Below are 11,514 nucleotides of genomic sequence, written 5' to 3' on the forward strand. Positions count from 1 at the left end.
AGTCGCACGCGCCCTGTCAGAACGTCACGCGCGGATCATTTCGCCGGCGGCTTGGTCCCGAACCATTTTTCGTAGATGGCGTCGTAACGACCGTCTTCCTTCATCTTGGCAAGCGCGCTGTTGACCTTTTCGGTCAGTTCGCTGCCTTTCGGGAAACCGATACCGTATTCGTGGCCCATCATCTGATCGCCGACGGCTTTGACCTGCCCGTTGCCGGCTTCCTTGATGTAATAAAGCACGTTCGGCGTGTCATGCATCGCCGCATCGACGCCGTCGGTGCGCAGTTCAAGATAGGCGTTATCGATGTTGGGGAACTTGCGCAGCGTGGTTTCCTTGAAATTCTCTTCGGCATAATCCGATGACGAGGTGCCGGTCTTGACCGCCAGCGTCTTGCCCGCCAGATCGGCCGGACCGGTGATCTGGCTGTCGGCGGGCACCATCAGCATCAGGCCGCTGTCATAATAACCGTCCGAAAAGTCGATGGCTTCCTGACGTTCGGGCTTGATGGTGATGCCGGCCAGCGCCAAATCGACCTGCCCGGTCTGCAAGGCCGGAATGATGCCGGCGAAATCCATCGGGCGCAGTTCATAGCTCACGCCAAGTTCCTTGGCGATGGCGTCCCACATGTCGATGTCGAAGCCGACATAGGTGTCGCCGTCCTTGAACTCGAACGGGACGAAAGCGGTGTCCGTTGCGACGACAAGGTCATCTGCAACGGCGGCACCAGCCGTCATCGTGAATGCCGTAAGAGCGGCGGCAATCAATCTTTTCATTCTGATCTCCCTGATCTGGTTCGCTTGCATCGAACTTTATTGATGCAATCATTTTTGCATGAAAATAGAATTCGCGCAAATAAACTTGCGTACTCAGATGGGGTGAGATGCTCCGTGGTGCGGAATTTGTGCAGATCGGGCCCGTCCTGCCCAGCCTCTGGACAGCCCGGAGGCTTTGCACCTGTTACAGCGGGTGATCCGCCATTTCCGCCGCGACATCCGAATCTATCGGTGTCCTGTAAGTCATCAGCAGATAGCCCAGCACCGAATAGAAGCCGACCGTTGCGATCAGGTCGTAAACCGCTTCCCGCCCAAAGGTTTCGGCCAGCGCCTGTTCAAGCCCCCCGCTGAGCCGGCGCTGGTCGAACAGTTGATCGACCGCCTGCGCAATCAGCCCGTCATTGCCTGAAGGGTTGCCGCGCATCGCCCGGATGCGGCTGTCGTCCATGCCCAGTATCCGGGCGCGATGAACGTGATGCGCCCATTCATAGGCCGAACCCATCCGATGCGCTGCCCGAAGGATGACCAACTCGGAATTGATCGCGCCAAGGGCCGTGTCCTTGACCACATGCTGCCGCAGCGGAGCCCAGGCCCGCAGCAGTGCAGGATGATGCGCCATGGTGCGATAGACGTTCAGCGCGCCGGCAAACCCATCGCGCAGATCGGCAATGTCGGCGGGCCAGTCGGCGTCGGAAATAGGGGGACAGGGCGAGGTCATTTCAGGCTCCGTTTACAGGTATTTCGCATAGATCTCGGACGCGCGATCGGCCCAGATTCCGGTGAAGCCGCGATAGCGGGCGATCAGCGACAGGTCGATCCCGACCCGCAGGACATCCTCGCCGTCGTGATCCAGCGCGCCCAGCACCGTGCCATCCGGGGCAAGCGCGCAGGAGCGGCCAAAGAAACGCTGCCCGCCATGACTGCCGCTGCGGTTGCAACTGAGAAAGAACACCCCGTTTTCGGTCGCGCGGGTATAGGCGCGGTGAATGAACAGGCCCTCGTCGGCAACCGGCACGTCCTGCCCGCCGAACGACGCCCAGACCGAGGTCACGATCCCTGCCCCCTGCATGGCCATGATGCGGGTGATCTCGGGGAAGCGGATATCGTAGCAGATCTGCATCCCCAGCCGGGTGTCGCCAAAGGGGAAACAGTCGATCCGGTCGCCCCGGGTGAAATACAACTTTTCGTTTTGCCATTGATGCAGCTTTACATAGCTGCCCAGCACGCCCCCCGGCTCGATCAGCAGTGAGGTGTTGCGCATGACCCCGTCGCGCAGCGGATCGCGCATCCCCAGTCCAATGACGATATGGACGCCATGGTGCTGTGCCGCCTCGGACAATGCGGCGATTTCGGGGCCGTCCGGCGCCGCGCAGGCCTGCCACAGCGCAAGCGCGTAGTCCGCCGCTGGCCGCGTCATCGGGCCACCGGGCACCAGTGGCTCGACATAGCCGGTATTCGCCAGTTCGGGGAACAGGATCAGCTGCGCCCCCGACGCCGCTTCGGTAGCGATATGCTGATGGATGCGCCGCAGATTCCCCACCGGATCAAGCGGCGCCACATCCATCTGGACCAGACTTGCGGCGATCATGCCGGCGCCGCCAGTCGCCGACCATGCGCGAAGTCCCATTCGCGGCCGGGCGCTGCGGCAAGCAACGCACGGGTATAGTCGTCGCCGGGATGGGCCAGCACCTCGGCGGCAGGGCCATATTCGACCACGGACCCGCGCCGCATCACCATCACATCGTCGCAGATCTGGGCGGCGACACGCAGATCATGCGTGATGAACAGGATCGCCAGATCGCGCTTGGCCTGCAACTCGGCCAGAAGCTCCAGCACCTGAGCCTGAACCGACACGTCCAGAGCCGACACCGCCTCGTCCGCCACGATGACCTCGGGATCCATCATCAACGCCCGCGCGATGGCGATGCGCTGTCGTTGCCCGCCCGAGAACTGATGCGGAAAGCGTCGCAGGCTGGCACGCGGCAGACCGACGACCTCGATCAACTCCCCTGCCCGCTCAAGAGCCGAGGCGCGGCTTTCGCCCAGGTTCAGCGGTCCCTCGATCATGCTGTCGGCGATACGCAGGCGCGGGTTCAGCGAACGGTTCGGATCCTGGAACACCATCTGCACCCGTCGCCGCGCCGGGGCCAGCGCGCGCGGACCGTGCAGCCGGGCGATGTCCTGCCCGTCGATCAGGATTTCGCCCGCAGTCGGATCCTCCAGCCGCAGCACACAGCGCGCCACGGTGGACTTGCCGGACCCGCTTTCGCCGACGATCCCCAATGTGCGGCCACGCGACAGCGTGAAGTTCACGGTATCGACGGCCTGCACGCGATGCGGTACGCGACCAAGAAGCCGCGCGGGCAACGAGCCGATCTCAAAAACCTTTTCCAGCGACCTGACCTCGATCACGGCGGGGCCTTCCGTGCCGGGGCGCGGCGCGCGCGGGGTCAGCGAGGGCACAGCGCGCAACAGCGCCTGCGTATAGGGCTGGCTCGGGTGGGCCAGCACCTGATCGACCGTTCCGGTCTCGACCATCTCGCCGTGGCGCATGACACAGACCCGGTCGGCGATATCGGCAACCACGCCCATGTCATGCGTGATGAACAGAACGGCCGTGTCCTGCTGTTCCTGCAATTCGCTGATCAACGTCAGGATCTGCTTCTGCGTCGTCACGTCCAGTGCCGTTGTCGGCTCGTCCGCGATCAGCAGTTTCGGTCTCAGCGCCAGCGCCATCGCGATCATCACCCGCTGGCGCTGACCACCCGAAAGCTGGTGCGGATAGCTGTCGTAAATGCGCGGTGGATCGGGCAGATGAACCGAGGCAAACATCTCGAGCGCAGCCTGCCGCCGTTCCGAGGGCCGCATCTTGCGATGGGTCTGATACACCTCATCCATCTGCAGCCCGATCTTCAGCACCGGGTTCAGTGCCGTCATCGGCTCTTGAAAGATCATTGCCATTTCCGCACCGCGCAGCGTCTTGGTGCGGGCGGGGGTGGCGGTCATGATGTCCTCGCCGTTCAGCAGAACCGACCCGCCCGTGACCTGCAACTCGCCCTGCGGCAACAGGTCCATCGTCACCAGCGATGTGACCGACTTGCCCGAGCCGGATTCGCCCACCAGACAGACGGTCTCGCCCGGCGCGATGTCAAAGCCGATGCCCTTGAGGATCTCGGCCGGGGCGCGGCCGGTGGTGGAAACGCGCAGGTCACGGATGGACAGCACAGGTGCGGCGGTCATTCGCCTCTTCCCTTCATCTTCGGGTCAAGGCGGTCGCGCAGCGCGTCGCCCAGCAGATTGATCGACAGGATACACAGCGACAGCACGATGGCAGGCCAATAGACCAGCCAGGGCTTCATGGCGAAGTAAAGCCGCCCTTCGGCCATGATGTTGCCCCAGGTGGGAGTTTCGGTGCCGATGCCGACGCCCAGAAAGGAGAGCGCGGCTTCCGTCAGGATGGCCGAGGCATAAATATAGGTCGCCTGCACGATCAGCGGCGCAACGGTCGCGGGCATGAGATGACGCATGATCAGCGTCGGCGCCGGGGTGCCCAGAAGCTGCGCGGCCTCGACATAGGATTCCGCTTTTGCAGCCAGGACGCGGGACCGGACCAGCCGCACGACCTGCGGGATCTCGGGCAGCATGATGGCGATGATCACCGTCACCAGCCCGGCCTTGGTCAGCGCGACGATGGCGATGGCCAGAAGGATGCCGGGAATCGCCATCATCCCGTCCATGACCCGCATGATGACGGCATCAAAGCCTCGGAACCAGCCCGCCAGCAGACCCAGCGGCAGGCCGATCAGGATCGACCCTGCCGCAACGCCTGCGCCGACCAGCAGCGACACCCGCGCCCCGTAGATGACGCGGGAATACAGGTCGCGCCCAAAGCTGTCGGTGCCCAGCCAATAGATGTCAGAGGCTGGTTGCAGTCGCGCAGCGGCGTTCAACTGCGTGGGTGAAAAATTGGCGAGCTGCGGCGCGAATACAGCCATGACGACCGTGGCGGTCAGGACAACCAGCGACAGGATGATGGTCCAGTGCGGCAGGTTCTCGGCCAATCGGCGGCGCGGCAGCGCGGGGGTGACGGGCGCGGTCATTGGTAGCGGATCCTTGGATCTGTCATGGCATAGGAAATGTCGATCAGCAGGTTGATGACAACGTAGGTGCCTGCGGTCAGCAGAATGATCGCCTGAATCAGCGGATAATCCCGCGCCAGCACCGCATCGACGACCAGCCGTCCCAGACCGGGAACGTTGAACACCGTTTCCGTCACGACCACGCCCGAGATCATCATTGCAAACCCCGTCCCCACAACCGTCAGGATCGGGATGGCGGCATTGCGCAGCGCGTGACGAAACAGGACCACGCGCTCGGACAGGCCCTTTGCACGGGCGGTCCGGACATAATCCTCGCGCAGGACCTCCAGCATTGCGGCCCGGGTCATGCGCGAAACCAGCGCGATATAGATCGAGGACAGTGCCAGCCCGGGCAGGAAGATACGGTGAAGGAAAGGCCACAGCCCGTCGGCCAGCGGCTTGTAGCCCTGCACCGGAAACCATTTCAGGTTAACGGCGAAGATGCCGATCAGCACATAGCCAATGACGAAGATCGGCACCGAAAAGCCGATGACGGAGAGCGACATGACAAAGCGGTCGAGAAGCTGGCCGTGCCGGCGTGCAGCCAGAATGCCCAGCGGAATCGAGATCACCACGGTCAGGATCATCGCCACCGTCGCCAGCGCCAGCGTCGGCCCGACCCGCTGGCCGATCATTTCCAGCACCGGTCGCTGCGAGATCAGCGAATAGCCGAAATCGCCGCGCAGCATGTTCCCGGTCCATGTCACGAATTGCGACATCAGCGGCGCATCCAGCCCCAGACTGTCGCGGATCGCGGCGATCTGTTCAGGGGTGGCCTGATCGCCCGCGATGGCCTGCGCCGGATCACCCGGCGTCAGCCGCAACAGCAGAAAGACGATCAGCGCGATAAGCCCCATGACGGGGATCGCCATCAGCAACCGGCGTATCAGATAATAGGCCATGGCATCCTCTGTTGAAAAGGGGATGGCGGCGGACCGTCGCCCGCCGCACGGTCTTATTCGGGCTTGGTCACGCCCCAGAACAGCATGATCGGGCCGGGCTGAAGATCGGCGATCCCTTTGGTCCAGGCCGCGACCGTCTGCGCCTCTCCGGCGTTGAAATAGAAGCCCTGGTCATAGGCGATGCTCTGGATCTCAGATGCGATACGCTTCTGATCTTCAAGATCACCGCTGACGAGGTATTCTTTGCGCAGCGCCTCGATTTCGGGGCTGACGGGCCAGCCGGCCCAGGCGGTGTCGCTGCCCGAACCATCCAGCAGCGCATGAACCAGCGGATTCCAGATGCCGGTCACGCCCCAATAGGTGAACAGCATGTTCCAGCCGCCTTCGGCCACGGGTTGCCAGCCGTTCTTGCGCGATTGCAGCGTGGCCCAGTCCATCGACGCGACCTCGACCGTGAAGCCTGCCTCGCGCAGGCGCTCGGCGGCAACGATAGGCTGGGTGGACAGGATGGTCAGGTCGGTCGGCTGCATCATCAGGACGGGCGTGCCGTCATAGCCGGATCCCGCCAGCAGCTCTTTTGCCTTGGCCATGCGCTCATCAGCGCTGCCCGTCAGATATTCCGCACCGGCATCCGAAGCCAGCGGCACCTCGCAGCCATAGGCCGAAACGCAGAGTGTGTAATATTCAGGGTCGCCGATGGCCGTCTGCATCAGTTGCTCCTGATCCAGCGCATACATGGCGGCGCGGCGCACATCGGCATTGTCGAAGGGCGGCAGGCGGTGATTGAAGCGGCCCGTGACCTGAATGCCCAGTGGGTTCAGCACGCCGTATTCGACCTCATCGTTCATCTGCAGCAGCGGCAGCAGATCGATGGCCACCTGCTCGATCAGGTCCACATCGCCCGATTGCAACGCATTGATCGAGGTCTGCATGTCCGGCATCGCCTTCCACACCACCTTGTCCACGTTGACGACCTTGCCGCCTGCGGTCCAGCTCATCGGCTCGCTGCGCGGGACATAGTCGTCGTTCTTCACATAGACGGCCTGATCGCCGGGGCGGTATTCCTCGGCCACGAATTTGAACGGTCCCGAGCCGATCATATCCGTCACCTGTTCACCCGAGGGCGTTTCCGCCAGCCGCTTCGGCATCATGAAGGGCGGAACGGGCGAGGGTTTGGCCAGCAGTTCCAGCACATGGCCAAAGGGTTGCGCCAGCGTCAGCACCAGAACCTTGTCCGAGGTGGCCTCGATCGAGGCTACATAGTCCATCATTGTCTTGCCTGCCGCATCATTCGCGGCCCAGCGTTTCAGCGAGGCCACGCAATCCTCGGCGGTGACATCGCTGCCGTCATGCCATTTCAGCCCGTCGCGCAGGGTGAAGGTATAGGTCAGCCCGTCGTCCGAGACAGCGTAATCCGCCATCTGCGGCTGCGGTTTGTAATCCGCATCCATGCCCAGCAGGGTGTCGAACACCATGAAGCCATGCGTCCGCACGATCTGCGCCGTGCTCAGATGCGGGTCCAGCGTGCGCAACGGCGCCTGCATCACCACGTTCAGCTCGGTCTCGGCCAGCGCAGGCACGGCCTGCATCCAACATGCCGCCATCGCGGCCATGCCAAGGGCGCGCAATCCCGTAATCGTCATTTTACCTCTCCTGTTTCTGGTTTTTTTGTGTTGTCCGGCGTTTTGCACCACGGCCACATGCGGGCCGTATCCAGCCGCCGATAGGGGATCAGCTGCACGTTCGCAGGCCCAAGATCAGGGGTATCGACCACAAGGATGCGCTCCGCCAAGGGTTCGTAGAAGTCGCGGAAATGCGTCTTGGAGCGCAGCAGGATGATCTCGTAGTCTTGGGGGCTTTCACCAAAGATGGTGAAAGCGTCGCCATCCACCGCAAAGGCGAAATGCGACACGACCGACACCCGGACGCGCCCGATCTGGATCAGCGCCGTCAGCCCCAGATCGACATGGCTGCCCTGCTGATAGCGACCTGACACGGTAAAGGACTTCTGCCCGGTCCACAGAATATCGGCCTGAACCGCCACGGGACCGCCGGTTTCGGGCGCGCTTTTACCCGCAAGCGACAGCGCGATGCGATTGCCCGCGCCCGCCGCATGCGCCTGGACCGCCGATTCCGGGTCCAGAAGGAACGGCACCATTACCGGGCCAGGATCATGCTCCAGCAGCGCCCGCAGAAAATGGGTGGAATCGTTCATCCGGTCGGCATGTTCCAGCAGCACGACCGGACGTCCCGTGGCCGGATGCGCCGCCAGATCGGCCAGTGCTTCGTCCACCGTCAGCACCGGCACCGCCGCCGAAAGTTCGGCCCGCAGATCATACAGCTTGCCAGAGAATTCCAGTGCCCGCGCCTCGGCCGAGGTCTGGCCTGCCCAATCCATGCAGATGACCGACATGCCGGTATTCCCGGCATCGGCATAGGAAAAGCCCGCCATGACCGAGATGTCGCAGTCAGGTGCCTTACGCGCCTCGGCCATGATCCGAGACAGTGGCATCAATGAGGTCGCCGACATGATCGAGGGGATCACGATTCCCGGCCGCGCCACCGCGAGGCCGGGCCGCCGCCCCTCGCGGATCATGCGCAGCAGGGCGCGGGTGGCACGCTCTCCGGTCTCGCCCATATCGATATGCGGCGAATGGCGATAGGCGACGGCGATATCCGCACCGCGCAGCATCCGCGCATCGACATTGCCGTGATAGTCCAGCGCCACCGCGATAGGCAGATCGGGCTTTGCAGCACGCAGGCTGTCGATGACGTGACGTTCGACATCCGCATAGCCCTCGGCCCAGCAGGCCCCGTGCAGGAACAGGACGATCCCGTCCAGCGGCGCTGCCTGTGCCACGCCATCCAGCAATTCGCGGGTGTAGAACTGGACCGCTTCGTCGCTGGCCGGACCAAGCGCGCCCAGAAGCGTATGAAACAGCGGCACGAACTCGGCACCCTCGGCTTCGCAAATCGCCATGCAGCCGCCGGGAACTGTGTTCGTGCCGCGAAACCGGGCGGGGATCTCATCGCCGCGTGTGCAGACGCGCTGGAATTCATCCAGTTCGACACGCTGCGGAACCGAACTGACCGATTCCAGATTGAACCCGGCAAAGGCGATACGCGGTGTCATGGCGCTTTAGCCCGCCGTCGCGGCGGTAATCGCCCCGGCAAGACGCTCGACGATCTGATCAATCTCTTCGGGCTGGATGATATAGGGCGGCGCCAGCAGGACGTGATCGCCGCGCACGCCGTCGATCGTGCCCCCCATCGGATAGCACATCAGCCCGCGATCCATCGCCTCGCGCTTGATTCTGGCATGCAGGCGCATCTTGGGGTCAAAGGGGGTCTTGCTGTCGCGGTCGACAACCAGTTCGATGCCGCGAAACAGGCCCCGCCCCCGGATGTCCCCGACGAAAGGCGACTGGCCCAAAGCGGCCTCCAATCCAGCCTGAAGGCGGTCGCCCATTGCCACGACCTGTTCCATCATGCCGGGGCGGGCAAGGATCTCGACCACCTTGCCGGCGGCGGCGGCGGCGACCGGGTGACAGATATAGGTGTGACCGTGCTGGAACAGACCCGAGCCCTGTGCGAAAGCCTGATAGATGGCATCCGACAGCATCACCGCGCCGATGGGCTGATAGCCGCCCCCCAGACCCTTGGCGATGGTGACCAGATCAGGACGCACACCCTCGGCAGCGCAGGCAAACAGACTTCCGGTGCGGCCCATCCCGCACATCACCTCGTCAAGGATCAGCAGAACGCCGTGGCGGTCACAGACCTCGCGGATGCGACGGAAGTAGCCCGGCACGGCCGGCACAGCGCCCATCGTGGCCCCGACCACCGGCTCGGCCACGAAGGCGATGACCTCATCCGCACCTAGTTCGCGGATCTTTGCATCCAGTTCATCCGCCAGCCGCTGGGCATTATCGTCGGCGGATTCGTCAGGCCGTTGATCCCGATAGGCATAGCAGGGCGAGACGTGATGCGTCTCGGGCAGGATCGGCTGAAACTGCGCGCGCCGCCAGGCATTGCCGCCCGTGGCCAGCGCGCCGATCGTGTTGCCGTGATAGCTTTGCCGTCGCGCGATGATGTGGCGTCGCTGTGGCTGGCCGATTTCGACGAGATACTGGCGCGCCATTTTCAGTGCTGCTTCGACCGCCTCTGATCCGCCAGACACGAGATAGACATAGTCCAATCCCTCGGGGGCCAGATCAACAAGCTTCCCGGCCAGATCTTCGGCCGCATCGGTAGTGAAGAACGAGGTATGGGCATAGGCAATGCGATCCATCTGCGCGCGCATCGCGTCCAGCACCTCGACGTTGCCGTGACCCAGACAGCTGACCGCCGCACCGCCGGAGCCGTCGATATAGCTGCGCCCTGCGGCGTCCTGAATATAGACCCCTTGTCCGGCGACGGCATGCGGCAGTGATGCCGCAATCGAGCGGTGAAGAATTCTGGTCATTGACTTGTCCCGTTGATGAAGGGGAATCACCTGCCCCCTGCCCCTGATCCATTTGTGCCAAAATAGACTCAGTTTGGCAACAAATGTCTCACGTAAGCACAAACAGGACGTTTGTTTCACCTTCATCTGACCAAATCTGTTGCACTTTGGCGCAGTTCTATCCATTCTCCTTTCCAAAAGGCTTTGAACGAATGTCTCACAAGGACGCCCTGCGGGCCCGCCTGATCTCCATCTTTGACGACATGCCCTCGCAGTTGCAGCGGGCCGCCCGCTACATTCTGGAACATCCCGATGAGGTGGCGCTGGTCTCGATGCGGCATCTGGCGCGCAACGCCGGGGTGCAGCCCTCGACCATGACGAGGTTGGCAAAGTTCCTGGGAATGAACGGGTATGACGACATCCGCACCCATCATGCCCAGGCTATCCGCCAACGCAGCGACGGCTTCGCTGCCCAGCAAGAGCGCGCCAGCACAAGCGGCGAAGGACTGACCGGACAGATGCTGCAGAGCCTATCGATGCAGATCGCCCGCCTGACAGAGTCCGCTACCATCGCCCAGATGGAAGCTGCCGCCGCACGCCTTGCAGAAGCACACAAGATTTATGTTCTCGGACTGCGCTCATGCCATCTGGTTGCGTGGCATTTCCATTATGTGATGACCTTGCTGGGCGAGAGCAGCGTGCATCTGGACGGCCCGGCAGGCACGGTCGGCGACGGGCTGATGAGTGCCGGCCCCGAGGATGTGCTGCTGGTGATGTCGATCAACCCTTATGCGCGGCATTCGTTGGAGCTGGCGAACATGGCGCATGACAAGGGACTGGCCGTGGTGGCCATTACCGACAGCGAGGTGTCACCCTTGGTTGCCATAGCTGACGAGGTGATCCTGTGCCCTACCGAAAGCCCGACCTTCTTTCATACGCTGGCCCCGGCTTTGGCGGTCTCCGAGGTGCTGTGCGGCCTGCTGGCCAACCGCAACCGCGACGGCGCGCTGACCGCGTTGCAGAACGCCGACCGCCATCTGCTTGAGTTGAACACATATTACACAGGTCCGAAGCGGCGTTCAGTTCCTGTTGAAAGGTAGTGGGGCCGCGCCAAGATTCACCATGCCCGCTGCCTTTGCCCGTAAGCGAGCTTCATCCGCGCTCATTGGCCATAAGCAAGTGGCGGGATATTCGCGCTGAGTGTGAACGATACTTCATCGGGCGGCCCAGTCGCCGGTAATTAGCCTTCGTTGCCA

Annotated in this window: 10 protein-coding genes; 1 reads left to right on the forward strand and 9 read right to left on the reverse strand. The window is 62.9% G+C overall.

What is annotated here, in order from left to right; genetic code table 11:
* Nucleotides 1-35 precede the first annotated feature (35 nt).
* The 9 genes from glnH to JHW40_RS04355 form a co-directional block, all read right to left on the reverse strand.
* Nucleotides 36-773, reverse strand: a complete 738-nt coding sequence (gene glnH, locus JHW40_RS04315; RefSeq protein WP_090613980.1) for a glutamine ABC transporter substrate-binding protein GlnH — start codon at nt 771-773, stop codon at nt 36-38.
* A 184-nt stretch (nt 774-957) separates the two neighbouring features.
* Nucleotides 958-1,491, reverse strand: coding sequence for a carboxymuconolactone decarboxylase family protein (locus JHW40_RS04320; protein WP_090613885.1), 534 nt, complete (start codon nt 1,489-1,491; stop codon nt 958-960).
* A 12-nt stretch (nt 1,492-1,503) separates the two neighbouring features.
* Nucleotides 1,504-2,361: a carbon-nitrogen hydrolase family protein gene (locus JHW40_RS04325; protein ID WP_090613888.1), complete on the reverse strand. Its 858-nt coding sequence runs from the start codon at nt 2,359-2,361 to the stop codon at nt 1,504-1,506.
* On the reverse strand, nt 2,358-4,013 hold the full coding sequence (locus tag JHW40_RS04330) for an ABC transporter ATP-binding protein (protein ID WP_090613891.1): 1,656 nt from the start codon (nt 4,011-4,013) through the stop codon (nt 2,358-2,360). The genes JHW40_RS04325 and JHW40_RS04330 overlap by 4 nt, the downstream gene beginning before the upstream one ends.
* A complete protein-coding gene (locus JHW40_RS04335; protein ID WP_090613893.1) occupies nt 4,010-4,873 on the reverse strand; it encodes an ABC transporter permease in 864 nt (287 codons plus the stop codon). The genes JHW40_RS04330 and JHW40_RS04335 overlap by 4 nt, the downstream gene beginning before the upstream one ends.
* A complete protein-coding gene (locus JHW40_RS04340) occupies nt 4,870-5,814 on the reverse strand; it encodes an ABC transporter permease (RefSeq protein ID WP_090613896.1) in 945 nt (314 codons plus the stop codon). Before JHW40_RS04340 ends, JHW40_RS04335 begins: the two co-directional genes overlap by 4 nt.
* Before the next feature lie 53 nt (nt 5,815-5,867).
* The gene (locus JHW40_RS04345; protein WP_090613898.1) at nt 5,868-7,457 is read right to left on the reverse strand and encodes an ABC transporter substrate-binding protein; all 1,590 of its coding nucleotides are present in this window, start codon (nt 7,455-7,457) and stop codon (nt 5,868-5,870) included.
* Nucleotides 7,454-8,947, reverse strand: coding sequence for a M81 family metallopeptidase (locus JHW40_RS04350; RefSeq protein ID WP_090613900.1), 1,494 nt, complete (start codon nt 8,945-8,947; stop codon nt 7,454-7,456). The genes JHW40_RS04345 and JHW40_RS04350 overlap by 4 nt, the downstream gene beginning before the upstream one ends.
* Before the next feature lie 6 nt (nt 8,948-8,953).
* Nucleotides 8,954-10,279: an aspartate aminotransferase family protein gene (locus tag JHW40_RS04355; RefSeq protein WP_090613903.1), complete on the reverse strand. Its 1,326-nt coding sequence runs from the start codon at nt 10,277-10,279 to the stop codon at nt 8,954-8,956.
* Nucleotides 10,280-10,470: 191 nt separating this feature from the next.
* Between JHW40_RS04355 and JHW40_RS04360 the strand changes: the two genes are divergently transcribed.
* Complete coding sequence (locus JHW40_RS04360; RefSeq protein ID WP_090613905.1) at nt 10,471-11,358, forward strand: MurR/RpiR family transcriptional regulator; 888 nt, start codon at nt 10,471-10,473, stop codon at nt 11,356-11,358.
* Nucleotides 11,359-11,514: the final 156 nt, after the last annotated feature.

It is taken from the genome of Paracoccus alcaliphilus (assembly GCF_028553725.1).
GTDB lineage: Bacteria > Pseudomonadota > Alphaproteobacteria > Rhodobacterales > Rhodobacteraceae > Paracoccus > Paracoccus alcaliphilus.

Bases quoted from the DNA above. Each gene is read 5' to 3' on its own strand.
- JHW40_RS04355 (WP_090613903.1), bottom strand. From the start codon at position 10,279: ATGACCAGAATTCTTCACCGCTCGATTGCGGCATCACTGCCGCATGCC.
- JHW40_RS04335 (WP_090613893.1), bottom strand. From the start codon at position 4,873: ATGACCGCGCCCGTCACCCCCGCGCTGCCGCGCCGCCGATTGGCCGAG.
- JHW40_RS04330 (WP_090613891.1), bottom strand. From the start codon at position 4,013: ATGACCGCCGCACCTGTGCTGTCCATCCGTGACCTGCGCGTTTCCACC.
- glnH (WP_090613980.1), bottom strand. From the start codon at position 773: ATGAAAAGATTGATTGCCGCCGCTCTTACGGCATTCACGATGACGGCT.
- JHW40_RS04345 (WP_090613898.1), bottom strand. From the start codon at position 7,457: ATGACGATTACGGGATTGCGCGCCCTTGGCATGGCCGCGATGGCGGCA.
- JHW40_RS04325 (WP_090613888.1), bottom strand. From the start codon at position 2,361: ATGATCGCCGCAAGTCTGGTCCAGATGGATGTGGCGCCGCTTGATCCG.
- JHW40_RS04320 (WP_090613885.1), bottom strand. From the start codon at position 1,491: ATGACCTCGCCCTGTCCCCCTATTTCCGACGCCGACTGGCCCGCCGAC.
- JHW40_RS04350 (WP_090613900.1), bottom strand. From the start codon at position 8,947: ATGACACCGCGTATCGCCTTTGCCGGGTTCAATCTGGAATCGGTCAGT.
- JHW40_RS04360 (WP_090613905.1), top strand. From the start codon at position 10,471: ATGTCTCACAAGGACGCCCTGCGGGCCCGCCTGATCTCCATCTTTGAC.
- JHW40_RS04340 (WP_090613896.1), bottom strand. From the start codon at position 5,814: ATGGCCTATTATCTGATACGCCGGTTGCTGATGGCGATCCCCGTCATG.